This is a genomic window from Dechloromonas denitrificans (assembly GCF_001551835.1).
Classification (GTDB): Bacteria; Pseudomonadota; Gammaproteobacteria; order Burkholderiales; family Rhodocyclaceae; genus Azonexus; species Azonexus denitrificans.
Map to the genome: position 1 here is coordinate 1 of NZ_LODL01000007.1, position 24,717 is coordinate 24,717.

23 protein-coding genes are annotated in these 24,717 nt (G+C 64.4%); 10 read left to right on the forward strand and 13 right to left on the reverse strand.

Translation table 11 applies throughout. The annotated features are described in order from the left end of the window. Positions 1-209: 209 nt before the first annotated feature. Together fabI and AT959_RS02585 are read right to left on the reverse strand one after the other, a co-directional pair. A complete protein-coding gene (gene fabI, locus AT959_RS02580; protein ID WP_066880278.1) occupies positions 210-1,007 on the reverse strand; it encodes an enoyl-ACP reductase FabI in 798 nt (265 codons plus the stop codon). A gap of 43 nt (positions 1,008-1,050) precedes the next feature. Then, positions 1,051-2,697, reverse strand: a complete 1,647-nt coding sequence (locus AT959_RS02585; RefSeq protein WP_066880280.1) for an electron transfer flavoprotein-ubiquinone oxidoreductase — start codon at positions 2,695-2,697, stop codon at positions 1,051-1,053. 102 nt (positions 2,698-2,799) lie between these two features. Here AT959_RS02585 and AT959_RS02590 point away from each other — a divergent pair, with 102 nt between their 5' ends. Beyond that, positions 2,800-3,210 (forward strand): acyl-CoA thioesterase, encoded by a 411-nt coding sequence (locus tag AT959_RS02590; protein ID WP_066880282.1) that lies wholly within the window; start codon positions 2,800-2,802, stop codon positions 3,208-3,210. A 35-nt stretch (positions 3,211-3,245) separates the two neighbouring features. After that, the gene (gene dgt / locus AT959_RS02595; protein WP_066880284.1) at positions 3,246-4,592 is read left to right on the forward strand and encodes a dGTP triphosphohydrolase; all 1,347 of its coding nucleotides are present in this window, start codon (positions 3,246-3,248) and stop codon (positions 4,590-4,592) included. 3 nt (positions 4,593-4,595) lie between these two features. On the opposite strand, the gene AT959_RS02600 is transcribed toward dgt, so the two are convergent. Next, complete coding sequence (locus AT959_RS02600) at positions 4,596-4,901, reverse strand: hypothetical protein (protein ID WP_066880286.1); 306 nt, start codon at positions 4,899-4,901, stop codon at positions 4,596-4,598. Between the two features lie 136 nt (positions 4,902-5,037). On the opposite strand from AT959_RS02600, the gene lexA reads away from it, so the two are divergent. From lexA to AT959_RS02620, 4 genes are read left to right on the forward strand one after another with little or no spacing between them, the layout of a single operon-like run. Next, a complete protein-coding gene (lexA, locus tag AT959_RS02605; RefSeq protein WP_066880288.1) occupies positions 5,038-5,643 on the forward strand; it encodes a transcriptional repressor LexA in 606 nt (201 codons plus the stop codon). Continuing rightward, entirely contained in the window at positions 5,640-6,353 is a 714-nt protein-coding gene (gene imuA / locus AT959_RS02610; protein WP_240481687.1) for a translesion DNA synthesis-associated protein ImuA, read from the forward strand. Before lexA ends, imuA begins: the two co-directional genes overlap by 4 nt. Then, positions 6,286-7,770 (forward strand): Y-family DNA polymerase, encoded by a 1,485-nt coding sequence (locus tag AT959_RS02615; RefSeq protein ID WP_066880291.1) that lies wholly within the window; start codon positions 6,286-6,288, stop codon positions 7,768-7,770. The genes imuA and AT959_RS02615 overlap by 68 nt, the downstream gene beginning before the upstream one ends. A 16-nt stretch (positions 7,771-7,786) precedes the next feature. Beyond that, positions 7,787-10,867, forward strand: coding sequence for an error-prone DNA polymerase (locus AT959_RS02620; RefSeq protein ID WP_066880293.1), 3,081 nt, complete (start codon positions 7,787-7,789; stop codon positions 10,865-10,867). A gap of 135 nt (positions 10,868-11,002) precedes the next feature. Here AT959_RS02620 and moaE read toward each other — a convergent pair whose 3' ends face one another. Both moaE and AT959_RS02630 read right to left on the reverse strand, forming a co-directional pair. Further along, positions 11,003-11,464 carry a molybdopterin synthase catalytic subunit MoaE gene (gene moaE / locus AT959_RS02625; RefSeq protein ID WP_066880295.1) on the reverse strand — a complete coding sequence of 154 codons (462 nt, stop codon included), beginning with the start codon at positions 11,462-11,464 and terminating at the stop codon, positions 11,003-11,005. A gap of 1 nt (position 11,465) precedes the next feature. Then, positions 11,466-13,040: a peptide chain release factor 3 gene (locus AT959_RS02630; RefSeq protein WP_066880905.1), complete on the reverse strand. Its 1,575-nt coding sequence runs from the start codon at positions 13,038-13,040 to the stop codon at positions 11,466-11,468. Between AT959_RS02630 and AT959_RS20965 the strand changes: the two genes are divergently transcribed. After that, the gene (locus AT959_RS20965) at positions 13,024-13,278 is read left to right on the forward strand and encodes a hypothetical protein (protein ID WP_157651190.1); all 255 of its coding nucleotides are present in this window, start codon (positions 13,024-13,026) and stop codon (positions 13,276-13,278) included. The two genes, AT959_RS02630 and AT959_RS20965, sit on opposite strands and share 17 nt — an antisense overlap. Before the next feature lie 119 nt (positions 13,279-13,397). Next, entirely contained in the window at positions 13,398-14,183 is a 786-nt protein-coding gene (locus AT959_RS20260) for a hypothetical protein (protein WP_205629818.1), read from the forward strand. 59 nt (positions 14,184-14,242) lie between these two features. Here AT959_RS20260 and AT959_RS02640 read toward each other — a convergent pair whose 3' ends face one another. Continuing rightward, positions 14,243-14,971, reverse strand: a complete 729-nt coding sequence (locus AT959_RS02640) for a DUF2189 domain-containing protein (protein WP_066880907.1) — start codon at positions 14,969-14,971, stop codon at positions 14,243-14,245. Between the two features lie 163 nt (positions 14,972-15,134). Here AT959_RS02640 and AT959_RS02645 point away from each other — a divergent pair, with 163 nt between their 5' ends. Continuing rightward, positions 15,135-16,892, forward strand: coding sequence for a sensor domain-containing diguanylate cyclase (locus AT959_RS02645; RefSeq protein ID WP_066880298.1), 1,758 nt, complete (start codon positions 15,135-15,137; stop codon positions 16,890-16,892). 33 nt (positions 16,893-16,925) lie between these two features. Here the strand turns inward: AT959_RS02645 and AT959_RS02650 are convergent, their stop codons facing one another. From AT959_RS02650 to AT959_RS02680, 7 genes are all read right to left on the reverse strand, one after another. Further along, a complete protein-coding gene (locus AT959_RS02650) occupies positions 16,926-17,411 on the reverse strand; it encodes a DUF411 domain-containing protein (RefSeq protein ID WP_066880300.1) in 486 nt (161 codons plus the stop codon). A gap of 18 nt (positions 17,412-17,429) precedes the next feature. Continuing rightward, a complete protein-coding gene (locus AT959_RS02655) occupies positions 17,430-17,801 on the reverse strand; it encodes a hypothetical protein (protein WP_066880303.1) in 372 nt (123 codons plus the stop codon). Between the two features lie 25 nt (positions 17,802-17,826). Further along, the gene (locus AT959_RS02660) at positions 17,827-20,931 is read right to left on the reverse strand and encodes an efflux RND transporter permease subunit (protein ID WP_066880304.1); all 3,105 of its coding nucleotides are present in this window, start codon (positions 20,929-20,931) and stop codon (positions 17,827-17,829) included. An 8-nt stretch (positions 20,932-20,939) separates the two neighbouring features. Further along, positions 20,940-22,052 carry an efflux RND transporter periplasmic adaptor subunit gene (locus AT959_RS02665; protein ID WP_066880306.1) on the reverse strand — a complete coding sequence of 371 codons (1,113 nt, stop codon included), beginning with the start codon at positions 22,050-22,052 and terminating at the stop codon, positions 20,940-20,942. Further along, the gene (locus tag AT959_RS02670; protein WP_066880308.1) at positions 22,049-22,552 is read right to left on the reverse strand and encodes a hypothetical protein; all 504 of its coding nucleotides are present in this window, start codon (positions 22,550-22,552) and stop codon (positions 22,049-22,051) included. Before AT959_RS02670 ends, AT959_RS02665 begins: the two co-directional genes overlap by 4 nt. 14 nt (positions 22,553-22,566) lie before the next feature. Continuing rightward, positions 22,567-23,784, reverse strand: a complete 1,218-nt coding sequence (locus tag AT959_RS02675; RefSeq protein ID WP_083518169.1) for a TolC family protein — start codon at positions 23,782-23,784, stop codon at positions 22,567-22,569. 101 nt (positions 23,785-23,885) lie between these two features. Beyond that, complete coding sequence (locus AT959_RS02680; protein WP_066880310.1) at positions 23,886-24,269, reverse strand: hypothetical protein; 384 nt, start codon at positions 24,267-24,269, stop codon at positions 23,886-23,888. 144 nt (positions 24,270-24,413) lie between these two features. Between AT959_RS02680 and AT959_RS02685 the strand changes: the two genes are divergently transcribed. Continuing rightward, entirely contained in the window at positions 24,414-24,698 is a 285-nt protein-coding gene (locus AT959_RS02685) for an integration host factor subunit beta (protein ID WP_066880312.1), read from the forward strand. The last annotated feature ends 19 nt before the right edge of the window (positions 24,699-24,717 follow it).

Below are 24,717 nucleotides of genomic sequence, written 5' to 3' on the forward strand. Positions count from 1 at the left end.
TTCCGCTCGCGAAAGTAGGTCACCGCCAGGCTCCCAATACCCAAAGCCCCTTCTGCATTCGCAGACGGGGCTTTCGGCATTCCTGCAGCGGAAAATACAAAGCGCCGCCTTGGCAAGATTGCTTCGTTTGTCACCAATAAAAATGCCAGCCAGGTTTTAAGCCTGGCCGGCATTTTTGCGCGGTGAGCGCAGGTAATGCTTTTGGTTTTTTAGGCGGGGAGCGGGTCGGCGTTGCCCAAGGCGACGGTGTTCATGCCGCCATCGACGTACATGATTTCGCCGGTGATCCCGCTTGCCAGATCGGAGAGCATGAAGGCGGCGGCATTGCCGACTTCTTCAATGGTCACGTTTCGGCGCAGCGGAGCATTGTGCGAGTTATAGGCGAGCAGTTTGCCGAAGTTGCCGATGCCGGAAGCGGCCAGCGTCTTGATCGGGCCGGCTGAAATGGCGTTGGCACGAATACCTTCAGGGCCGAGGCAGAAGGCCAGGTAGCGGGTTGCCGCTTCCAGGCTGGCCTTGGCCAGGCCCATGGTGTTGTAGTTCGGCATGGTCCGCTCGGCACCGAGGTAGGAGAGGGCGAGCGCTGCGCTCTTGCGGCCCTGCATCATCGGCCGTGCGGCTTTGACCAGCGCCGGGTAGCTGTACGAAGAGATTTCGTGGGCGATGCGGAAGGCATCGCGGGTGATGCCGTTCAGGAAGTCACCTTCGATGGCTTCGGTCGGCGCGTAGGCAATGGAGTGCACCAAGCCATCGAGACCGTCCCAGTGTTTGCCCAGTTCGACGAACAGGTTGTCGATTTGTTCATCGCTACCGACGTCGACCGGGATGGTGATATCGCTGCCAAATTCGGCAGCAAATTTCTTGATGCGGTCTTCGAAGCGCTCGTTCTGGTACGTGAAGGCGAGTTGAGCGCCTTCACGGTGACAGGCCTTGGCGATGCCGTAGGCAATGGAGTGCTTGGACAGCAGACCGGTGATCAGAATTTTCTTGTCGGCGAGAAAGCCCATGTGTTGTTCTCCCTTAGGGGTTTAGCCTTGAGATTATAAAGCATCACATGTTCGGATAGGTTGGCCCTTCACCGCCTTGTGGCACGACCCAGTTGATATTTTGCGTTGGATCCTTGATATCGCAGGTTTTGCAGTGCACACAATTCTGCGCGTTGATCTGCAAACGGGGATTTTGGCCACTTTCATCACGCAGGATTTCATAAACACCGGCCGGGCAGAAGCGCTGTTCCGGGGCGTCGTATTGCGCCAGATTGACGGTGATCGGTACGGCGGCATCCTTCAGTTGCAGGTGGCAGGGTTGGTCTTCTTCGTGGTTGGTGCTCGACAGGAAGACCGAGGACAGGCGATCGAAGGTGAGCACGCCATCCGGTTTGGGATAGCTGATCGGCGGGCAGTCGGCGGCCAGTTTCAGCTTGGCGTGGTCAGGCGTGGTGTTATGCAAGGTCCACGGTGCCTTGCCGCCAAAGACGAGCTGGTCGATGCCAAACATGATCGAGCCGAGTTTCAGACCCTTGTTCATCCACGGCTTGAAGTTGCGCGCCTGGTGCAGTTCGTCGTAGAGCCAGCTTTGTTTGAAGGCTTCGGGGTAGGCGGTCAGTTCGTCGTGCTGGCGTTCGCCGGCCAGCGCTTCGAAGCAGGCTTCGGCAGCCAGCATGCCGGACTTGATGGCGCAGTGCGAGCCTTTGATGCGTGCGGCGTTGAGGAAGCCGGCATCGTCGCCGACCAGGACGCCGCCCGGGAAAGTCAGTTTGGGTAGGGACTGGATACCGCCGGCGGTCAGGGCGCGGGCGCCGTAGGCGATGCGTTTGCCGCCTTCGAGGAATTTGCGGATTTCCGGATGCGTCTTGAAGCGCTGGAATTCTTCAAAGGGGGCCAGGTGAGGATTGCTGTAGCCGAGACCGACGACGAAGCCGACGGCGACCTGATTGTTTTCGAGATGGTAGAGAAAGCCGCCGCCGTAGGTGGCGGAATCCATTGGCCAGCCGCCGCTGTGGACGACCAGACCGAGCTGGTGCTTGGCCGGATCGATTTCCCAGAGTTCCTTGAGGCCGATGCCATAGGTTTGCGGATCAACCCCTTCGTTAAGGTTGAACTGGGCCTGCAACTGCTTGCCGAGATGGCCGCGACAGCCTTCGGCGAAGAAGGTGTATTTGCCGTGCAGTTCCATGCCCAGCTGGAAATTCGGGCCTTCGGAGCCATCATGCAGGCGGCCCATGTCGCCGGTGGCGACGCCTTTGACGGCGCCCTGTTCGTTGAACAGCACTTCGGAACCGGCAAAGCCCGGGTAGATTTCGACGCCGAGGGCTTCGGCCTGTTCGCCCAACCAGCGGCAAACGTTGCCGAGCGAAATGACGTAGTTGCCTTCATTGTGAAAGCACTTCGGCAGCAGGCTGTTCGGGATTTTGGTGGCGCCGTCTTCGGAGAGAATGAAGAAGCGGTCTTCGGAAACCGGGGCATTCAGCGGTGCGCCGTCTGCCTTCCAGTTGGGGAGCAGTTCGGTCAACGCGCGTGGGTCCATGACGGCGCCTGATAAAATATGCGCGCCGATTTCGGCGCCTTTCTCGATCAGGCAGACCGAGAGGTCGGTGCCTTTTTCTGCCGCCTGCTGTTTCAGCCGGATCGCCGAGGCCAGACCGGCCGGTCCGCCGCCAACGATGACGACGTCGAATTCCATGGCTTCGCGTTCCATGATGTCTCCTGTATTTAGTTTGTATTTGGTTGGTTGTTACGTTGTAAACAATACGGTACAGTATGGAAACGCATTGATCAACCCCTCTTGAATTTCAAAGACATGGAACACAAAAAGAAACTTATCCACGTAACAAAGATGCCTATTCGCTGGGGCGACATGGATGCCTATGGTCATGTCAATAATACGGTTTACTTTCGCTACATGGAGCAAGCCCGGGTCGAGTGGATCGAGGAGATGAAGGTTCCGGTGCGGCCGGGCGGCGATGGGCCGGTGATCATCAATGCCGCTTGCACCTTCCTGATCCCGATGACTTATCCGGGCATGGTCGAGGTGCGGACCTACGTGGGCTATCCCGGGCGTTCCAGCGTGCAGACGCATGTTGAAATGCGTATCGAGGGTGACGAGCGGATTTACGCCGAGGGTGCGGCCAAGGTGGTCTGGATGAATACGCAGACCGGAAAATCGGTGCCCTTGCCGGATCATGTGCGGGCGGCACTGGAAGCGGAGTAAACTCGCGGCCCATTGCATCGAGACTTCTGAATAGCATGGGCAAACGAAAAATCTGGGAAAAGCTGTTGTCGGCCGACCGCCTGGGCGCCGGCAAGGCGCCGGGAACGCCGGAGCGCACGGCTTTTCAGCAGGATTACGACCGCATCGTCTTTACTTCCGCCTTCCGCCGCATGAAGGACAAGACACAGGTTTTCCCGCTCTCGAAGAGCGATTACGTGCGTACCCGCCTGACCCACAGCCTGGAAACGAGTTGCGTCGGCCGTTCGCTCGGCGCCGTGGTCGGGCGCGAGATCATTGCCCGGCATGGCTTGCAGCACGTCGAGTCGGGCGATTTCGGGGCGATTGTCGCGGCCGCCTGTCTGGCGCACGACATTGGCAATCCGCCTTTCGGTCACGCCGGTGAGGATGCCATTCGCGAGTGGTTCCGCACCTCCGATTTGCTGGAACGGCATCAATTCACGCCGGCGCAGCGTGCCGACTTCGAGCGTTACGAAGGCAACGCCCAAGGCTTTCGCATCGTGACGCGCCTGCAAAGCCCGGCCAACCCGGGCTTGCAGCTGACCAGCGCGGTGCTGGCGACCTTCACCAAGTATCCGCGGCCGTCTGATATCGGTACGGACGAGCTTGATGGCAAGAGTGCCAAGAAGTTTGGTTTCTTTCAGCAGGATGCTGCCGCTTTTCAGCAAGTCGCGTGGTCGACCGGTCTGATCGAGCGAATTCCGGGTACGGTCTGGCGGCGCCACCCGCTGGCCTTCTTGGTCGAGGTGGCGGACGACACCTGTTATCTGATTGTCGATCTCGAAGATGCGGCCAAGCTCGGTTTTGTGCCCTACAAGGATGCCGAACTGCTGCTCGCCGACCTGGCCGGCAGCACGGTGAATGGTGGGCGGCTGGAGCGTCTGCACGATCCGAAGGAGCGTCTCGAATACCTGCGCGCCAAGGCCATCGGCCGCCTGCTGGAAAGTGCGGCCTCGGTCTTCCTCGAAAACGAGAATGCCATCCTGAATGGCGAGTTCGATGAGGAACTGCTTGAGCAGTCGCCGATCGCCATCCCGTTGCAGGCTGTGCTTCGCTTGGCCAAGGAAACGATCTACACGGCGCGGCCGGCGCTGGAGATCGAGACGGCGGGCTTTGAAGTGCTAGGTGCATTGCTTGGCCTGTTCAGCAATGCCGTCGAGGCCAGGGCCGGGCATGGTCGCTTCACGACCCGCGACCGCATGCTGCTCAAGCTGTTGCCGACGCAATTCCTCGGCCATGGCGGCGAGCCGGACCCCGATCCCTATATCCGCCTGCTGCAGGTCGCCGATTTCGTGGCCGGGATGACCGACTCCTACGCCATTGATATGTTCCGCAAGCTGAAGGGCTTCGACCTGCCGACCTGAGGCTTACTTGAGCGCCGCCAGGAAACGCTGGCGGGCGGCTTCCAGTTCCGGCTGGGCAGACTCGCCGAGCAGGGCGCTGCAGGTGCCGTAGAAGTCGTTGAAGGCGGCCTTGACGGCTTTCTCGTCCAGTTTGCGGCGAAGACCGGGTTTGTCTTCCGTCGCCGGCAGGTCGAGCGGCTTGAGGTGGGCGTAGCGCGGAATCATGCACTGGCCGCCTTGTTCGGAGGAGGCCGTCAGCGGCCCGGTTTTGACGAAGACCTTGCCTTCGAATTCGAAGCGGCCGCCGAGCGGGATGTGTTGTAGCTTCATGGTCGGTACTCCTTGGTGCAGGCCGCGATAGTAGCAGTTTGCCGCAAGCGGTTTCCGGCCTCAACGAGCAATCTCCACTTGCCAAAAAGCCAATACTGTACAAAAATACAGTCAATGGTTTTTAGCGGAGCAGGCCATGAAACTCACGCCACGTCAGCAGGAAATTCTCGACTTCATCAAAAGCACCCTGGAGGTGCTCGGTGCGCCACCGACGCGCATGGAAATTTCCAGTGCCTTTGGCTTTGCTTCGCCCAATGCGGCCGAAGATCACCTCAAGGCGCTGGCCAAAAAAGGCGCCATCGTGCTCGAACCGGGCTCGGCACGCGGTATCCGGCTGGTCGAACAGCTCGGCTTGCCGCTGATCGGCATGGTCGCCGCCGGTTCGCCGATTCTCGCCGTCGAAAACGTGCAGGGGCGCTATGCGCTGGATGCCGGCCTGTTCAGCCCGCGGGCCGATTTCCTGCTCAAGGTGCGCGGCCTGTCGATGATCAATGCCGGCATTTGCGATGGCGATCTGCTCGCCGTGCACAAAACGACGCAGGCTCGCGACGGGCAGATCGTCGTCGCCCGTCTCGATGAAGAGGTTACGGTCAAGCGCCTGCAGCGCAGCAAGGGCGAGATTCATCTGATTGCCGAGAATCCGGATTTCCAGCCGATCATCGTTCATCCGGAAGAGGTCGACTTTGCCATCGAAGGCATTGCGGTCGGCCTGATTCGCGGGGCGATCAGCACCCTGTCATGAGCGCCATGCCGTTGCCGACCGCTTTGGCTGACGTGCTGGCCAGAGGCGATGTCTGGCGCGGCGATACGCTGGCCACCCTGCCGGAAAGCGCGATTCCGAGCGGCCACCCAGAACTCGATGCCGAGTTGCCGGGCGGCGGCTGGCCGCGGGGAAACCTGACCGAAATCCTCGTCGACCGCAGCGGTTTCGGCGAAATGAGCTTGTTGCTGCCGGCCCTGGCTAGTCTGTCGAACGCCGGTGGCTGGCTGGCGCTGGTCGCGCCGCCCTGGATGCCGCACGCCCCGGCTTGGGCGGCAGCCGGTCTGGCGCTCGAACGTCTGGTGGTGCTGCCGGCGGGCAAGCAAACGGCCTGGTCGGTCGAACAGCTGCTGGCCTGTGGCGGTTTTGCCGGCGTGCTGGCCTGGCCGGGGGCCGGTATCGATGCACGGGCTCTGCGCCGTCTGCAGGTGGCGGCGGAAGGACGGCCGGTTTTTGCCTGTTTGTGGCGGTCGACCGCAGCCGCCGCCTCGCCATCGCCGGCCCCCTTGCGGCTCGAACTGGCGGCGGCTGAAAACAGCCTGTCGGTGCGCATTCTCAAGCGGCGTGGCCGACCGGCGGCGCAGCCGCTTCATTTGTCCCTACCTCGCCCCGGGAGATCCGTTCGTGCTCTGGCTGGCCCTGCACTTTCCCCTGCTGCCGCTCGAAGCGCTGCCCTTGCGGCAGTCGCCTAGCGCACTGGTCAGTCGCGGGCGGGTGGTGTGCGGCGATGCAGCGGCGGCCGCTGCCGGCGTCGCACCCGGCCAGAAACTGTCGACGGCATTGGGTTTGCAGCCGGGGCTGGCGGTTTTCGAGCGCGATGCCGCCGCTGAAAGCACGGCGCTGGAAAGCCTGGCCTGCTGGGCCGGCCGCTTTACGCCGACGGTCAGCCTGTTGCCGCCGGATGCCTTGCTCCTTGAAATCGGCGGTTGCCTGCGGCTTTTCGGCGGCCTGTTGGCGATTGTCGAGGCGGTGCAGGCCGGCTGCCGGACGCAGTTCTATTCCCTGTCCTGGGCCACGGCGCCGACGCCGCTTGCCGCGCTCTGGCTGGCGCGAGCCGGGGCGGCCAGTTTGTGCGCCGAACCGGTCGAGATGCAGCGTGCCCTGGCTCTTTTGCCTTGCGCGGTTGCCGGCTGGCCGGCCGAGGTGCAGGCCCGGCTCGATGCCTTCGGCCTGCAGCGACTGGGAGATCTGCGTGCCTTGCCGGCGGCCGGCCTGCGCCGGCGGCTTGGCAATGCGCCGCTGGATGATCTGAGCCGGGCCTGGGGCGAGTTGCCGCATCCGCAAAAGCCTTTCGTTTTTCCGGAGACCTTCAGTCAGAAGATCGAGTTGCCGGCCCGGGTCGAGCATGCCGAGGCGCTCGCCTTTGCCGGGCAGCGCCTGTTCGCGGCGCTGGCCGGTTGGCTGCAGGGGCGGCAGTTGCTGGTCCGGGCCTGCGCCTTGCATTTGACGCACGACGATGGCTCGAGCAGCGCCTTGCCGTTGCGCTTTGCCGAGCCGGCGGCCGACGAGGGGCGTTTTGCCCGCCTGCTGCGCGAATATCTGGGGCGTTGGCAACTGGCGGCGCCGGTCGAGGCGATGCAACTGGTGGCGGACGAGGTGGTGGCCAAGCCCGGCGCCAGCGCCCCCTTGTTCGATCAGGCCGTGGCCGGGGAGGGGGCGCTGCTTTGCCTGGAGCGCCTGCAGGCTCGCCTGGGGCCGGGCGCCGTTCAGGTGCTGGGCGCCGCGCCTGATTACCGGCCGGAATGCGCGACGCGTCGGCAGGCGGCGCTGGCGGATTTTGCCGTTTCGGCGGTGTCGACCGCCGGACTCCAGGCCGCCCGTCCGCTCTGGCTGCTGCCGGCGCCGCAACCCCTGGCCGAACGGGCGGACGGCCCGCACTGGCATGGGCCGTTGAAATTGCTGTCGCGGGCCGAGCGGCTGGAAAGCGGCTGGTGGGATGAGGGGGAAATGCAGGGGGAAATGCAGGGGGAAATGCAGGCCGGAGCGACGTCCGCGGCGACGGCGGGCGATGTCAGGCGCGACTATTTCGTCGCCCGCAATGCGCAGGGCCAGTGGGCCTGGATTTTCCGCGACGCGGAAGGCTGGTTCCTGCACGGCCTGTTTGCCTGAACGCCGGGAGGGTACGATGGAACTGCCGGATTACGCCGAGCTGCACTGCCTTTCCAACTTCAGCTTTTTGCGTGGCGCCTCGCACCCCGAGGAACTGGTCGAGCGGGCGCAGGGGCAGGGCTATGCGGCGCTGGCTCTGACCGACGAATGTTCGCTGGCCGGCGTCGTGCGGGCACATCAGGCGGCCAAGGCGGCTGGCCTGAAATTCATTGTCGGTAGCGAAATGACGATGCTTGATGGCCTGAAGCTCGTCTTTCTGGCCTGCAATCGTCACGGCTACGGCAATCTCTCGGCGCTGATCACGCTCGCCCGGCGGCGCGCCGAAAAAGGGACTTACACCCTGCAGCGCAAGGACCTGGAGGCGATTTCGCCGAGCGGCGCCTTGCCTGATTGCCTTGTCCTCTGGGTGGCCGACGAAAATGCCTCGGCGGACGACGGGCGCTGGCTGGCCCGGCGTTTTCCCGGCCGCGCCTGGTTGGCGGTCGAACTGCACGCCGGGCCGGACGATGCAGCAAAGCTGGAAGCCTTGCAGGCGCTCGGCGCGGCCTGCAACTTGCCGCTGGTGGCGGCGGGCGATGTGCATATGCATGTCCGCGCCCGGCGGCCGGTGCAGGATGTGCTGACCGCCTTGCGCCTGAAAACCTCGGTCTTCGAAGCCGGCTACCGGCTCTTTCCGAATGGCGAACGCCACCTGCGCTCGCGGCTGCGCCTGTCGCGCCTCTACCCGCCGGAAATGCTGGCCGAGAGCGTGCAGATCGCCGCGCGCTGCGCGTTTTCGCTTGATGAACTGCGCTACGAATATCCCGAGGAAATCGTCCCGCCTGGCGAAACGCCGGCCTCGTGGCTACGCGCCGAAACCGAACGCGGCCTGCAGCGGCGCTATCCGGCCGGCGTCCCGGCCAGCGTCCGTGAGCGGATCGAGCACGAACTGACGCTGATCGCCGAGATGGCTTACGAAGCCTATTTCCTGACCGTCTACGACATCGTCTGCTTTGCCCGCAGCCAGGACATCCTTTGCCAGGGGCGCGGTTCGGCGGCCAATTCGGCCGTCTGCTACGCGCTCGGCGTGACCGAGGTCGATCCGGCCCGCTCGGCCTTGCTGTTCGAGCGTTTCGTCTCGAAGGAACGCGGCGAGCCGCCGGACATCGACGTCGATTTTGAACACGAGCGACGCGAGGAGGTCATCCAGTACATCTACCAAAAGTACGGGCGTGAGCGGGCGGCGCTGGCCGCGGCGTTGATCACCTACCGGACCAAGGGCGCTTTGCGCGATGCCGGCCGGGCGCTCGGTTTCGGTATCGCCCAGATCAACGCGCTAACCGCCTCGCTGGCCTGGTGGGACAAGCGCGAGCAATTGCCGGAGCGTTTCGCCGAATTGGGCCTCGATCCGCAGGCGCCGCGCGTCGAGAAATGGCTGGCGATTGCCGAAGCCCTGCGCGGTTTTCCCCGGCATCTGACGCAGCACGTCGGCGGCTTTGTCATCTCGCGCGGGCCGCTGTCCCGGCTGGTACCGGTCGAGAACGCGGCGATGTCCGAGCGCAGCGTGATCCAGTGGGACAAGGACGATCTCGATGCGATGGGCCTGATGAAGGTCGATATCCTGGCCCTCGGCATGCTGACGGCGATTCGCCGGATGTTGCAGACGGTCGGCGAGGCCGGCGGTCGACCGCTCAAAATGCACGAAATCCCGGCCGAGGACCCGGCGACCTACGCCATGCTTGGCCGGGCCGACAGCATGGGCGTTTTCCAGGTTGAATCGCGCGCCCAGATGGCGATGCTGCCGCGTTTGCGGCCGCAGTTTTTTTACGACCTCGTGGTCGAAGTGGCGTTGGTCCGGCCGGGGCCGATCCAGGGCGACATGGTGCATCCCTACCTGAAGCGGCGGCAGGGGCTGGAGCGCATCGAGAAAATTTCGCCGGGCGTCGATGCCGTGCTGGCGCGCACCTGCGGCGTGCCGATCTTTCAGGAACAGGTCATGCAACTGGCCGTCGTCGCTGCCAATTTCACGCCGGGCGAGGCCGACCAGTTGCGGCGGGCGATGGCGGCCTGGAAACGCAAGGGCGGGCTAGAGCCATTCGAGCAGAAACTGCGCGCCGGCATGGCCGCCAACGGGCTGCCGGACAGTTTTGCGACGCGCATCATCGCGCAGATCCAGGGCTTCGGCGAATACGGCTTTCCCGAGAGCCACGCCAGCAGTTTCGCCTTGCTGGTTTACGTTTCGGCCTGGCTCAAGCGCCACCACCCGGCGGCCTTCCTGTGCGGCCTGCTCAACAGCCAGCCGATGGGTTTCTACTCGCCGTCGATGCTGATCCAGGACGCCCGGCGCCACGGCGTCCAGGTGCTGCCGCCGGACGTCACGGCCAGCGACTGGGAGAGCCGGATCGACGAGCGCGGCGCCGTCCGCCTCGGACTGCGTGAAATCAGTGGTTTTTCCCGGCGTGTCGCCGAAAGTCTGGCGGTCGACCGGCAAAAAAGGCCATTTTCCAGCGTCGCCGATCTGGCGGCACGGCTCGGCCTGCAGCGGCGCGATCTCGACCTGCTGGCCGCCGCCGACGCCCTGCAGAGCCTGGCCGGTCATCGGCGGCAGGCAGCATGGGAAGCCAGCGCCGCCGTCGTGCAAGGCGATCTGTTCGACGGTTTGCCGGCCCGTGAGGCGAATACCGAATTGCCGGCGCCCGGTGCCGGTGAAAATCTGGTGGCCGATTACCACAGCCTCGGCCTGACGCTGCGCCAGCATCCATTGACGCTTTTGCGGCCGCAGTTGTTCGAACGCCGTTTTGTCACGGCGGCCGAACTGAAGACCACCGGTCATCGGGCGCTGGTCCGCGTCGCCGGCATCGTCGTCGGCCGCCAGCGGCCGGGTATGGCGACCGGTGTCGTCTTCGTGACGCTGGAGGATGAAAGCGGGCTGACCAATGTCGTCGTTCAGCCGCAACTGGTCGACCAGCAGCGCCGCGAACTGCTCGGCGCCAGGCTGCTCGGCGTTTATGGCCAGTTGCAGAAGGAGGGCGAGGTGGTGCATCTGGTCGCCAAGCGGCTGGTCGATCTGTCCGCCTGGCTGGGTCGGCTGGAAACTTCCAGCCGCGATTTCCACTAAGGAAGCGCTGATTAAATCCGATTAGTCATTCCCGCGAAGGCGGGAATCCAGAAAAATCAACGAACTGGATCCCCGCCTGCGCGGGGATGACGAATATTTCAGCGTTTCCCTAAAGGGCAAAAAGCGAAGGCGCTGTCAGCCGGCGTGCTTTTCCCAGCGCGCAGCGGCGCTGTCGTCCGTCTCGCGGGCATCAACCCAGCGCCCGCCGTCCGGCGTCGCTTCGCGCTTCCAGAACGGAGCGCGGGTCTTCAGGTAATCCATGATGAATTCGCAGGCGGCAAAGGCTTCGCCGCGATGGGCGCTGGTCACGGCGACCAGCACGATCTGGTCGCAGGGCTTGAGCGGCCCGACGCGATGGATGACCAGCGCATCGTAAATCTCCCAGCGGCCCTTGGCCTGGGCGACGATCTCTTCCAGCGCCTTCTCGGTCATCCCCGGGTAATGCTCCAGCGTCATTTCCGACACCGCCGCGCCATCGTTCAGGTCGCGCACCAAGCCGAGGAAACTGGCCTGGGCACCGACGCGGGCGTCGCCGGCGCGCAGCGCGGCCAGCTCGGCACCGACATCAAAATCCGCTTCCTGAACCCGGACCTTCATCTCAGATCACCTCGCGCGCTTCGAGGAAGCGCAGATTGGGATACTTTTCTTTGACCATGTTCAGGTAAACATTGTTCGGTGCCAGGTAGACCGGGTCATCAGCACCATCGAGCGCGACGTTGGCGCTGTAGCGGTCGGAAAGCTGGCGCAGTTCGTTGGCGTCGCCGTGAATCCAGCGCGCCGTCGAGCAGTTGTAGCTTTCGAAGATGACCTTGACGCCGTATTCGTTCTCGAGCCGGCTGGCGACGACGTCGAACTGCAGGATGCCGACCGCGCCGAGAATCATGTCGGTGCCGGCGAGCGGCCGGAAGAGCTGCGTTGCGCCCTCTTCCGCCAGCTGCTGCAAGCCCTTCTGCAGTTGCTTGATCTTCAGCGGATTGGCGATGCGGGCGAGGCGGAAATGTTCCGGTGCAAAGGACGGAATACCGGTGAAGCGCAGGTCTTCGCCCTCGGTGAAGGTTTCGCCGAGACGGATCGAACCGTGGTTCGGGATGCCGATGATATCGCCCGGCCAGGCTTCGTCGGTGGTCGAGCGGTCACGCGCCATGAAGGTGATGGCGTTGTTAATCGACAGGGTCTTGCCGGTCGCCACCTGCTTGACCTTCATGCCGCGGTCGAAACGCCCCGAGCAGACGCGCAGGAAGGCAATGCGGTCGCGGTGCTTGGGGTCCATGTTGGCCTGGATCTTGAACACGAAGCCGGAGAACTTGCCTTCGTCCGGCTCGACGCGGCGGGTCACGGCCGGGCGGGCAATCGGCGGCGGCGACAGGTCAACCACGGCATCGAGCAAACTCTGCACGCCGAAGTTGTTGACCGCCGAACCGAAGAAGACCGGCGACTGCTTGCCGCTCAGGTAGGCCTCGGCGTCGAAGGCGTGCGAAGCGCCACGGACCAGTTCGATATCGACCCGCAACTCGTCGGCCTGCGTGCCGATCAGCTCGTCGAGGCGCGGGTTGTCGAGGCCCTGGATGATCTCGGCGGTGCCCTTCTCGGCCTGCGGATCGAAGAAGGCGATGGCGTCGTCGTAGAGGTGATAGACGCCACGGAAACGCTTGCCCATGCCGATTGGCCAGGTCATCGGGGCGCACTGGATGCCGAGCACCGACTCGATTTCGTCGAGCAGGTCGATCGGCTCCTTGCCTTCGCGGTCGAGCTTGTTGATGAAGGTCAGAATGGGCGTGTCGCGCATGCGGCAAACGTTGAGCAGCTTGATGGTCTGGGCTTCGACGCCGTTCACCGAGTCGATCACCATCACCGCCGAGTCGACGGCGGTCAGCGTGCGATAGGTGTCTTCCGAAAAGTCTTCGTGACCCGGCGTGTCGAGCAAGTTGACCATGCATTCGCGGTACGGGAACTGCATCACCGACGAGGTCACCGAAATGCCGCGCTGCTTCTCCAGCTCCATCCAGTCCGAGGTCGCATGGCGCGACGCCTTGCGGGCGCGCACTTCGCCGGCCACCTGAATGGCGCCGCCGAACCACAGCAGTTTTTCGGTCAGCGTGGTTTTACCCGCGTCAGGGTGGGAAATGATGGCAAAAGTACGCCGGCGGGCGATTTCAGTGTCGAGAGCAGTCACGGCAGGCTTCAAAAAGCGGAAAGTCGGCGATTATACCCGCGCTGCCCGGCAAGCACCGGGGCTTGCCGCGCAAGCGCACGATGCGGCCTATTGCTACGGTCAACCGGGGAAAACAACCAAAATTGAAAATGTGAATGCAAAAAAAGCGGCATCCAAGCGCCCCGCCATTCTTTCGATCAAGCGAGATAAGCTGGTTGCCATGCGTTACCCACCGACGGCAGCGCGCGTATTGACTTAGCATAGACAGAACTCCAGAATCCTCTGTCCTCAAAGAAGAACCAGCAAAAACGTGGCCTGTCCCCTCTCGCTCAAAATGGCTGCCAACGCCGCCTGCTTTTACCTGCCAAGGAACGCGGCATGAACCGGAATGTACCTCGCAAGGCGCTGGCGATTACTGTCTTGATCGCCACCCTTAGCCTGAACGCTTGTGCCGGGTTGTTCGGATTAGGCAGCGACAGTTGGCAGGAGGAAGTCCTGCTGCACGATGGGCAGAAGATCATTGTTGAGCGCTCTCAAACCTATGGCGGTCAGCATGAAATTGGGCAGAGCAGTCCGGTCAGGGAACACACGATTCGTTTCCAGTTGCTCCAATCCGCTCAGACCGTGACCTGGAAAAGCGACTATGGTCCAGAACTTGGTCGCACCAATTTCAATGTATTGGCGCTCCACATCCAAGACGATTCCCCCTATCTGGTAGCTGAGCCCAATCTCTGCCTCGCCTACAACAAATGGGGTCGCCCCAATCCCCCATACGTCGTTTTCAAATATACGGGTGGTTCGTGGCAACGGATCAATTTGGCAGAACTTCCCACCGAATTCAAGCACATCAATCTCATCGTCAATAACGGCTTAACGGATGCGATTGAAAGGGCCGCGCGCGACAAGGGCTATGTCTCGGCAGAAAGAGTGGAAAGCTTCAACCATAGTCTTACGCAACCAGAATACAAAGCCATCCTGCGGCAAGGTGTAGAAAATCCAGAAGGTAGTAGCTGTATCAAATCGGATTTTTATGGAAAAGCAGGCTGGCTAAGCCCCGACTGGTTTACGAGGCAACCTTCGTTGGAAGCATGCCTGCAATTCTGTGGGCGTAGGGAAATTGAGGCTGATATCTGCCCGTGTAAAACGATATTTCTGAGGAAATAATGCGGTAGACAGACCACGGTTTTATGCCCTGATCTGCACAGCCCGGCAAGCACCGGCGTTTACGACGCAGGCAGCACCTGCCGGTACAAGGCCCGGCTGGCATAGGCCATCCAGGGCAAGGTCAGCGGCAACAGCGGCAGCAACAGCACGCTGCCGATGGTCAGGGCGGCCAGCACGGCCGCCCACAGCATGGCTGCCGGAAAACTGTCGAAGACGACCCGGACGCTGAGCACCACCGCCTCGACCAGCCCGGCCCGCCGTTCGCAAAGCAGCGGCACGGAAAAAGCCGAGACGCCGAAGAGCAGCAAGGCCACCACCAGACCGGAGACGGAGGCCCAGCGGAAGAACTTGAGGACCCCGGCCGCCGTAGCCAGATCGGCCACCCAGACAGGGGTCTGGCCGAGCATGTAGGCATAGAGAATGGCCGCATCAGTGACGAAGATCATGAACAGCAGGCCGCAGACCAGGGCCAGCGCCCACAGCGCCCGCGAGGCAACGGCAAAGCCGGCCAGCACGTTGCCGAAGGCGATGCGCTCACCTCGCTCGTAGGCGCCGGCAATGCCGTAAAAACCGGCCAGAATGACCGGCCCGACCAGCATGAAGGCACCGGCCGCGGCAATCACGAAAGGCGTCCAGCCCTGGAGCAGCAAACCACCGAAAATCAGGCCGCCGGCGAAGACGAAGATCAGCGAATAGGCGATGCTGACACCCCGTGTCGCACTGGCCAAACGCCAGCCATCGGCCAATGCCCGCCAGATTGTTGCGCTGCTGAAGGATTGGATAGGCATGATGACGGCCACGGAAACGGATGGGGGAGTGCCCAGCCTAGCCGATGAATGCCGCTCGGTCACCAATCCAGATCAAACATTCGGCGGCTCGCGCCATGACCAACACCTAAATTTCGGTAAAAGTTCACGCAAACAGGCGGCTTGGGCCGTTATCCTAGCAGTCATGCCCAGCCTGTTCCGCCCCCTGCCGCGAGTTCGCCCAGCCGGTTTCCTGCCAGAACGTCGCTGGTGGATCTGGCTCGCGCTGCTCTGGCTAGCGCTGGCGTCGACGAGTCGTGCCGAAGTGCCCGCGCTAAGCGCGCTACCCGAGCAGGCACTGGGCCGCCACCTCGGCATCCTACCGGAAATGAAACAGCCGCTGACACTGGCGGAAGCCGTCGCCCAACAGCAGCAGGGGCAGTTCCGTTCCACCGAGCAGGTGGTACCCAAATTCGGCATCGGTTCGCCGCCAATCTGGCTGCACCTGGCCGTCAGCAATGACAGCGATCAGGCCGTGCGGCGCCAGTTGCAGCTCGAAATCTCCTGGCTCGACCGGATCGAGGTCTATCACACCCAGGGAACAAAGGTCGTCGGCCAATGGCTGGCCGGCGACGGCGACGCCTCCTTCCAGCATCCGCTGCCCGGCCTCGGCTACGTGTTCGACGTGCAACTGCCGCCCGGCCGCAACGACATCTACCTGCGCGTGGCCACCACCGACCCACTGGTCGCCCCGCTACGCCTGCTCGACGCAGCGCAGGCGGCGACCCTCAAGCAGCAGCACGACTATGGCTACGGCCTGCTCTACGGCTTCCTGCTGGCGCTGATTGCCTATAACGCGATGCTTTTCATCGGCCTGCGCGAACGCGGCTATCTCGATTACACCCTTTATCTTGGCAGCTTCGTCATTCTCCACCTGGCCTACAGCGGTCACGCCTACGCCTGGCTGTGGCCCGGCCAAGCCGTTTTCCAGCAATACGCCATTCCGCTGATGATGGTCACTTTCAGTTGCCTCGGCCTGCGTTTCGCCAGCGGCTTCCTGAACCTGCGCCAGCATGCGCCGCTTGCCCATCGCCTGGTCTATTGGCTGATCGTCAGCATCCTCGGCCTGGTCTTCGGCGCGGTCCTGCTGCGAAGCCCGCAGGCCGCGGTAACGATCGCCTTCCTGTTCGTGCTGATCTTCTCGGTGACCATGGTCTGGCTCGGCATCATCACCATTCGCCACGGGCGGATCGCCGGCCGCTATTTCATCGCCGCCGCGCTGACCACGCTGCTCGGCAGCACGACAACCGCCCTCGCCGTCTGGCAGGGCCTGCCCTACAGCACGCTCGCCTTCCATGCCGCCGGCTGGGGTGTGGTCTTCGAGGGCATCCTGCTCGCTCTGGCCCTCGCCTACCGCATGCGCCAGCATCAGAACGCCCGCCTGCAGGCCGAACAACTGGCCCGGACCGACCCGCTGACCAGCCTGCTCAACCGGCGCGCCTTTTTCGAACATGCCGGGCCGCTGTGGAGCGCCGCCTTGCGCAACCAGCGGCCGCTGTCAGTGATCATGGCCGACATCGACCATTTCAAGAGCATCAACGACAACCATGGCCATGCCACCGGCGACAAGGTGCTGGCCGCCGTTTCCCGGCGCCTGGCAGAGGCCTGCCGCAACAGCGACATCGCCGCCCGCTGGGGTGGCGAGGAGTTCGTCATGCTGCTGCAGGACACCGATGCCCGCCAGGCCGCCCAGCTCGCCGAACGGCTACGCGCTGAAATCGAGGGCCTGAAGCTCGGCCCGACCGGCTATCCGATGAAGCTCTCAGCCAGCTTCGGCATCGCCCAGCTTGGCGAACATGAATCGCTCGACCAGTTGATTCGCGAAGCCGACCAATGGCTCTATCAGGCCAAGCAAAATGGCCGCAACCGGGTGGCCGGCGCCCTGCAGACCGAAAGTGCCTGAACTCGCCCGAGCACCGCTCGGCCAGGCCCCGACTCAGCGATAGCTGGCGAAAACCCGGGCGCTGCCGTCGCGCAGCACCAGCAGCACGTCGTGGGCGTCGCGCCGACCGCCGTAGGCCGGCCCGTCCATGCCCGGCGAACCGACCGGCATGCCCGGCGCGGCGATGCCGAGCGCGGCCGGTTTCTCGGCCAGCAGGCGGCGGATGTCGCTGGCCGGCACATGGCCCTCGACGACATAGCCGCCGACGCGCGCCGTGTGGCAGGAGCCGTAGCGCTCAGGCAGGCCGAAGCGTTGCCGGGCCGCCTGGTTGCCGGTATCGAAGACACGCACCGCAAAGCCACTGTCCTCGATATGCTTGATCCAGTCGCTGCAGCAACCGCAGTTCGGGTCTTTCCAGACCTCGACCAGCGGCGCCCGCGTCGCCGCCCGGGCAACTGACGGCAAAGCCAAGCTCGCCCCCAGGCCCAGACCGGCGAGCAACAGACGGCGACGGGCAATGCCAATTCCTGATCCGTTCATGGTTGCTTCCTCCCTCGATTAGCGGGCGACAGCGCGGGCCTGCAGGGCTTTTTGCCCCGGCCACTGGGCATTGACCAGCAGCTTGGCGCCGCTGGCCAGGCTGCCCGTCCCCTGCAGGCGGTTGTCGCCGGCCGGCTTGAGGTCGATTTCGGACTTGGCGCTACCGGCCAGCATGGTCAGCTTGCCGCTGGCGCCGGCGGTATCGACCGGTGCGCCATGGTTGGTGACATAAACCGTCAGTTTTCCATCCTTGGCAACGATCTCGAACTGGGCCATGCCGGCTTCGGCAACGACGCCGCCGTATTGCGGCTGACCGTGGGTTTCATGGGCCGAGGCGACTCCGGCGGTGAACAGCGAAAAAAGGCAAAAAACGGCAAGCAGCTTTTTCATGGTGGTTTCTCCTGAGGTTGATTGATCAGAGTGCTTCGTTGAACTGTTCGCGCTGCAGGCGCTCGGCCGCGGCGCGACCGAATAGCCAGAACAGCGCCGGGGTGACAAAGGTGTCGAGCAGCGTGGCGCCGACCAGACCGGAAAAGATGACGACGGCGACCGGATGCAGAATCTCGGTGCCCGGCTGTTCGGCTTCGAAGAGCAGCGGCGCCAGTGCGAAGGCGGCGACCAGCGCGGTCATCAGCACCGGCGTCAGGCGTTCCAGCGAACCGCGGACGATCATCGGGATCGAGAAGCTCTCGCCCTCGAAGCGCATCAGGTTCAGGTAATGGCTGACTTTCAGGATGCCGTTGCGGGTCGAGATGCCGGCCAGCGTGATGAAGCCGATCAGCGCCGCGACCGACAGCGGCTGCCCGGACAGCCACAGGCCGAAGACGGCGCCGATCAGCGCCAGCGGCACGTTGGCCATGATCAGCCCGGCCAGCAGCGCAGAACGGTAGCGGCTGTAGAGCACCATGAAGATCAGCGCCGTCGAGCCGAGGGCGAGCAGCGCGATCAGCCGCGCCGCCTCTTCCTGGGCCTGGAACTGGCCGCCGAGGGTGATGAAATAGCCCTCGGGCAGCGGAAACTCGGCCGTCACGCCGCGAATGTCGGCGACCACGTCGGACAACGCCCGGCCCTGCGCATTGAGGGCGATGACGATGCGCCGGCGGCCGTCGTCGCGGGCGATCTGGTTCGGGCCGTCGGCATCCTCGATGCTGGCCAGCCGGAACAGCGGCACCGGCCCGGCCGGCGTCTCGACCAGCAGGTTGCGCAGGCCGTCGAGCGAACGTCCGCTTTCCGGCAGGCGGACGACGAGATCGAAGCGGCGGTTGGATTCGACGATCTGCGCCACCTTTTCGCCGCCAACCAGGGTCTGCAAGGTGCGCAGCAACTGCGCCGACGACAGCCCGTACTGGGCGGCGGCTGCCAAATCGGCCCGCACCTTGATCTGCGGCGCCAGCACCTGCTTTTCGACTTCCAGGTCGGCGACCCCGGGAATCTGCTGCAGACGCTTGCCGAGCAGGGTCGCCTGAGCACGCAGGGTGTCGAGATCCTCGCCGAAAATCTTGATGGCGATCTGCGCCCGGACACCGGACAGCATGTGGTCGATGCGGTGCGAAATCGGCTGGCCGAGATTGAGACTGGCCGGCAGATCCTTCAGGCGCTGCCGGATGTCGGCATAGATCGCCTCCTTGTTGCGGTCGCTCGGCTTCAGGCGGATTTCCAGCTCCGAGACATGGACGCCTTCGGCATGCTCGTCCAGCTCGGCCCGCCCGGAACGGCGGCCGATGTGCTCGATCTCCGGCACCGTCAGCAGCAGCCGCTCGGCCTGGCTGGCAACGCGCACCGACTCGGCCAGCGTGACGCCGGGGTTGAGGCGCAGGCTGACCGTCATCGAGCCTTCGTTGAACGGCGGCAGGAAAGTGGTCGGGAAAAACGGCACCGCGCTGCCGGCCAGCACGACAGCGACGGCGGCTACCGCCACCGGCCGGCGCGGCGCCGCCAGCACGCGTTCGAGCAGGCGCTGGTAGTTGCTTTTCAGCCAACCGACCAGCCGGGTGTCGCCATGCGCCCCGGCCGCCAGCTTGGGCAGCAGGTAGTACGACAAGACCGGTGTCACCGTCACCGAAACGAGCAGCGAGGCGAGGATGGAGACAATATAGGCGATGCCGAGCGGCACGAACAGCCGCCCTTCGATGCCGGGCAGCGCGAACAGCGGCACGAAGACCAGCGCGATAATCAGCGTCGCATAGACGATGGCCGAGCGCACTTCGAGCGAAGCCTTGACCACCAACTCGCGCACCTGGAACGGCTCGCCGCGGGCCGAGGCTTCGCGCAGACGGCGCAGGATGTTCTCGACATCGACCACCGCATCGTCGACCAGCTCGCCGATGGCAATCGCCAGCCCGCCCAGCGTCATCGTGTTGATCGACAGCCCGAACCAGCGAAAGACCAGCACCGCGATCAGGATCGACAGCGGAATGGCGGTCAGCGAGATCAGCATGGTGCGCAGATTGCCGAGGAAGAAGAAGAGCACGGCGGCGACCAGACAGGCGGCAAGGAGCAGCTTGGCCTGCAGGTTGCCGAGCGAGGCCTCGATGAAGTCGGCCTGGCGGAAGATCACCCGCGGTTCCAGCACGCCGGCCGGCAGACCTTGCTTCATGCCGGCCAGGGCGCTTTCCAGGCGCCGGGTCAGGTCGACCGTATCGGCCGTCGGCTGCTTCTGGATGCTCAGGATGACGGCCGGCGTGCCATTGAAGCCGGCATCGCCGCGCTTGATGGCCGGTGCGAAGGCAACGCCGGCGACCTGGCGGAGCAGGATGGACTGGCCGTTGCGGGCGGTCAGCGCGACATTCTGCAGGTCGTCCAGGCGCGAGGTCCGGCCGAGATGGCGGATCAGGTATTCGCGACCGTTCACTTCGAGAAAGCCGCCCGAAGTATTGGCCGAGAAACCGCGCAAGGCGCTCTCCAGCTGCTCGAGCGAAATGCCGAGGTCGGCCATGCGCCGGGTATCCGGTTGCACCTGGAACTGCCGAACCTCGCCGCCGATCGGGATGACCTGGGCCACCCCGGTCACCGCCATCAGTCGCGGCCGCAGGACCCAGTCGGCGTACTCGCGGGCGCGCATCGGGTCGCCGTTGGCGGCATCGAGCGGAATGGCCAGCATCATCACTTCGCCCATGATCGACGATATCGGCCCCATCAGCGGCACGACCGTCGACGGCAGGACGCCCTGCAGCGCGCTCAGCCGTTCGCTGACCATCTGCCGGGCGCGATAGAGGTCGATGCCCCAGTCGAAGGAGACATAGACGAAGGACAGACCGGGGCTCGACACCGAACGCACCGAGGCGACGCCGGGCAGGCCGTTCAACGCCGTTTCGAGCGGAAAAGTGACCAACTGCTCGACCTCCTCCGGCGCCATGCCGCCGGCCTCGGTCATCAGCGTCACCGTCGGCTTGTTCAGATCGGGAAAGACATCGACCGGCAGCCGGCCAGCCTGGAAGGCGCCGTAGCCCATCAGCACCAGGCTGACGACCAGCACCAGCAGACGGCTGGCCAGGCTCTTTTGCAATAACCACTGGAACATGGCCGCTCCTAGCGAATCTGGTTGATCAGCCCGGCGCCGTCGACGACGACCCGGTCACCCGGCTTCAAGCCGTCCGCCGCCATCACCTGCACGCCGTCGAAAGGCTGGGTGCGTACCGGGCGCGGCACGAAGCGTTCGGGAGACTCCTTGACCCAGACCATCAACTCGTTGGCCGGGCTGCGGACCAGCGCCTTCTGCGGAATCGGCAGCCCCTTGACGGTCGACCGCAGCAAGACCTGGATTTTTACCGGCTGGCCGAGCGGCAGCGCCAGCCCGGCGCCGACCGCGTGGTTTTCGAAGAGCAGCGGCAAGGCCTGTTCGCGCAGCCGGCGGCTGGCGCCGATGAAGCTCAGCGGCACCGCCCGCCCACCGAGCGCTATGCTGGCCGAAGCCACCTCGCCCAATTCGAGCGGCTCGTAGGCCAGAGCCTCGATGTGCAGGCTGTCCGGATCGACGATCTCGAAAACCAGCTCCTTCGACTCGACAACCTGGCCGACCACCGCATTGCTGGCGGCGATGATGCCGGCCACCGGCGCGACCAGCGCCTCGCGCCCCGACAGGCCGCTGCCGACGGCGGCGATCCGTCCGTTCAGGCTGAGGATTTCGCTTTCCGCCGCCTCGATCTCCTTGCGCGGTACCGTATCGGCCAGTTCGTTCAGACGGTGCAGGCGCTTTTCGGCCAGCTGGCGGCTGGCCTTCAGTTCGGCCAACAAGGCCGACTGGTTGGAACGTTCGATCTGCCCGGCCGCCGGCACCACCCAGGCCAGCACGTCGCCCTTCTTGACCCGGCTGCCGGCGCTCGGCAAACCGTGCTCGCCGGCCGGTTCGATACGGCCGGTAATCATCGCCTGGACGCGACCGCCGAGGTGCGGGTCCATGATCACCTTGCCCGGCAACTCGATGCTGCGCGGCAGATCCTGCTCCACCACTTTCAGCGTCAGCACGCCCATCTGGCGTTGCGCCGGCTTGGGCAGGAAAACCACGCCATCGGGCAGGCGTTGCGGCGTATCGCCGAGGTTGGGCATGGCCTTTTTCTCGTCGCCATGCTCGTGCCCTTCATGGGCCAGCAGCGGCTGGGCGACCAGCAGCGCAGCGGCCATCAGCAAGCTCAGTCGTTTCATGCCAGATCTCCTTTGTGCTGCCGGCTGAAGCGCCAGCCAAGTACGGCCAGGACCAGCAGGGCGGTGCCCGCCAGCGGCCAGGCCAGACCCGAAACAGTGCCGGTTCCTGCGGTCGACGCCGGCAAAACGGCAAAATCGGCGCTCAGCAGATCGCTCTCCTCGCCGGCCAGCAGCGTGAAGGCCAGCGCATGCTCGCCCGGCGTCCGCAAGGGGCTGAGCCAGGCCGCGTCGTCGATCAGGTAATCGCCGCTCTCCGGCCGGAAGCGGGCCGGCGCCAGACGACCGTCCGCCTCGACCTCCAGCTTGGCGGCAAGGACCGGGGCGTTGCTGGCGCTGCGGTCGATATGGAAAACGAAGCCTTTTTCATCGAGCCGGCCGACGATCTCGAATTCCTCGCTTTCGGCGACGACGACCGGGATCGGCGTCGGCATCTCGGCCGCCTGCAGCGGCCCGAGCCCGACGATGGCTGCGGTGAACAGCCCGAAAATCAGTTTTTTCATTGCGTTTTTCTCCCTTATTCGGGCAGCAGGCCAAGCGCCTGCCGGTAAGCGGAAAAGCTCTGCGCCTGGTTGATCCGGGCGCGGCTGGCCTGGCGTTCGGCCTCGAAGGCCTCCTGCTCGATGCGCAGCCGGGTCGGCAGATCGGTTTCGCCGAGGCGGAAGGATTTTTCGAAGAAGCTCCGACTTTCCCGGGCCAGCCGGGCCCGCTCGTCGCTGGCCGCCAACTGGGCGTGCGCCGCGCCGAGCCGGCTGCGCGCCGCGGCCACCTCCTGCGCCAGCCGCTCGCGTTCGCGCTCGGCACCGAGGCTGGCTTCGATCAGATCGGCATTGGCCTCGGCCAGCCGGGCATCCTGCCGGGGTCCCGAGGAAAACGGAATGCGCAGTGCGAGCGCCCAGGTCTGCTCCATCGCTTCGCCGGCAAGGCTGCGCTCGCGCCGCGTCGATACGGCAATTTCGGGCGAGGCCCGGCTGCGCGTGCGGGCCAGTTCCAGGCTGCGCCGCGACACATCGCCCAGGTTCTCCAGGTTCTTCAGCCGGGGATGGGCGGCCAGCAGGTTTTCGGTCTGCGTTTCGACGACCGCGCTTTCGCTGGCGAAAAGCGGTTCGCCAGGCAATTGACCGGTCAGCGTCTGCAATTGCAGACGCGCCGCATCGGCGGCGGCCAGCCCTTCGGCCTGAATGGCCAGGGCCGCGGCCAGGGCGCCATCGGCCTGATGCTGGTCGGAACGCGCCAGGTCGCCGGCCGCCACCCGGCGCGCCACGTCGTCGCGCAGGCGGCGGGCCGCCGTCACCCGTTCGTCGGCCAGCGCCTGCTCGTTGCGCGCCTGCTGCCAGGCCCACCAGGCCTGGCGGACTTCGCCGGCCAGTTGCAGGCGTAGCGCGGCGGCGCGGCCGGCCACCGCCGTCATTTCGGCATCGGCCACGGCCTGGCTGCCGCCGCGTTCGCCGGGCAACCATAAGGGCAAGGCGAGGCCGACTTCGTATTCGGCGTTGCCGCGGTCGCGGTTGAAACGGTCGCTCCGGCCACCGAGTTCGAGACTCGGCGGTTCGGGCGTCAAGGCATCGGCCGCCGAACGGCGGGCTTGCGCCGCCCGTTCGCGTTCGGCCAGCGCCTGGGCGACAGGCTGGCGCCCCCAGGCGGCGGCAAAGGCCCCGGCCAGTGTGGGATTGGGTTCGGCGTGGGCAGGTAGCGCCACGACGAGGCAAAGGGCGATCCAGGAATGGATACGCATGGCAATTCTCCGGCTGATGGAAACACAACCGGCGGCTGACCAGAACAGCCCAGAAAGGCTGTCAACAACTCAAGGGAAAATGACTGGCGAACCGCCGACGATCAGGCGGCGGAGGCTCTGGGAGGGCGTTCGAGCCCTTCGGGGATACGCGTTGAAAAACGGTTTTTTTCCGCGTCGACCGCAGCACTGCCATCGCTTGGCACGGCCAAGCTCAGACCATCGGCAATATGGCCCGGCAAATGACCGAGCACATGGCCGGGGCAGCAGTGATGCAGGGTATCGGGGCAACTGTCGTGTTCGTGACCGGGGCAATCGCTGCAGGCCTCGTCAGCCGCCAGCGCACCGGCATCGTGCGCCTGCATGGCCGCCATGTCGTCGTGCGCCTCCATGCCCTGCACCGCCTCCCAGCCGAAACTCGGCGAGAAGACCGTGGCCAGCATGACCAGCAGCAGATAACGGGAAAGGAGACGAAGCAGCGCGTGCATGGGGCAGACTATAGCCGACGAACAGGTATTGCGAAAGTAAGGCAGATCAAAACTCGGGCCACGCTCCGATCTCCAGAGCACGCATTTATACGGAAATACGCATTGTCTACGCGAGCTTACGGCCGGCTATCGTAAAATTACGCCATGACCCGATCTGAACTCATTGCCACTTTGGCGCAGCGCTTTCCCCAACTGGTTCGTCCGGATGCCGAATTGGCGGTCGGCGAAATTCTCGATTCGATCACCCGCACGCTGGCCAACGGCGGCCGGGTCGAGATTCGCGGTTTCGGTTCGTTTGCGCTGAACTACCGGCCGCCCCGTATCGGCCGCAACCCGAAAACCGGCGAAAAGGTCGCGGTACCCGGCAAGTACGCGCCCCACTTCAAGCCCGGCAAGGAATTGCGGGCGCTGATCGCGCGCCCGGAATGAGCCCGCGCGGGTCGATGCG

Coding starts and splice junctions, on each gene's coding strand:
- fabI (WP_066880278.1), bottom strand. CDS start 1,007: ATGGGCTTTCTCGCCGACAAGAAAATTCTGATCACCGGTCTGCTGTCC.
- AT959_RS02585 (WP_066880280.1), bottom strand. CDS start 2,697: ATGGAACGCGAAGCCATGGAATTCGACGTCGTCATCGTTGGCGGCGGA.
- AT959_RS02590 (WP_066880282.1), top strand. CDS start 2,800: ATGGAACACAAAAAGAAACTTATCCACGTAACAAAGATGCCTATTCGC.
- dgt (WP_066880284.1), top strand. CDS start 3,246: ATGGGCAAACGAAAAATCTGGGAAAAGCTGTTGTCGGCCGACCGCCTG.
- AT959_RS02600 (WP_066880286.1), bottom strand. CDS start 4,901: ATGAAGCTACAACACATCCCGCTCGGCGGCCGCTTCGAATTCGAAGGC.
- lexA (WP_066880288.1), top strand. CDS start 5,038: ATGAAACTCACGCCACGTCAGCAGGAAATTCTCGACTTCATCAAAAGC.
- imuA (WP_240481687.1), top strand. CDS start 5,640: ATGAGCGCCATGCCGTTGCCGACCGCTTTGGCTGACGTGCTGGCCAGA.
- AT959_RS02620 (WP_066880293.1), top strand. CDS start 7,787: ATGGAACTGCCGGATTACGCCGAGCTGCACTGCCTTTCCAACTTCAGC.
- moaE (WP_066880295.1), bottom strand. CDS start 11,464: ATGAAGGTCCGGGTTCAGGAAGCGGATTTTGATGTCGGTGCCGAGCTG.
- AT959_RS20260 (WP_205629818.1), top strand. CDS start 13,398: ATGAACCGGAATGTACCTCGCAAGGCGCTGGCGATTACTGTCTTGATC.
- AT959_RS02640 (WP_066880907.1), bottom strand. CDS start 14,971: ATGCCTATCCAATCCTTCAGCAGCGCAACAATCTGGCGGGCATTGGCC.
- AT959_RS02645 (WP_066880298.1), top strand. CDS start 15,135: ATGCCCAGCCTGTTCCGCCCCCTGCCGCGAGTTCGCCCAGCCGGTTTC.
- AT959_RS02650 (WP_066880300.1), bottom strand. CDS start 17,411: ATGAACGGATCAGGAATTGGCATTGCCCGTCGCCGTCTGTTGCTCGCC.
- AT959_RS02655 (WP_066880303.1), bottom strand. CDS start 17,801: ATGAAAAAGCTGCTTGCCGTTTTTTGCCTTTTTTCGCTGTTCACCGCC.
- AT959_RS02660 (WP_066880304.1), bottom strand. CDS start 20,931: ATGTTCCAGTGGTTATTGCAAAAGAGCCTGGCCAGCCGTCTGCTGGTG.
- AT959_RS02665 (WP_066880306.1), bottom strand. CDS start 22,052: ATGAAACGACTGAGCTTGCTGATGGCCGCTGCGCTGCTGGTCGCCCAG.
- AT959_RS02670 (WP_066880308.1), bottom strand. CDS start 22,552: ATGAAAAAACTGATTTTCGGGCTGTTCACCGCAGCCATCGTCGGGCTC.
- AT959_RS02675 (WP_083518169.1), bottom strand. CDS start 23,784: ATGCGTATCCATTCCTGGATCGCCCTTTGCCTCGTCGTGGCGCTACCT.
- AT959_RS02680 (WP_066880310.1), bottom strand. CDS start 24,269: ATGCACGCGCTGCTTCGTCTCCTTTCCCGTTATCTGCTGCTGGTCATG.
- AT959_RS02685 (WP_066880312.1), top strand. CDS start 24,414: ATGACCCGATCTGAACTCATTGCCACTTTGGCGCAGCGCTTTCCCCAA.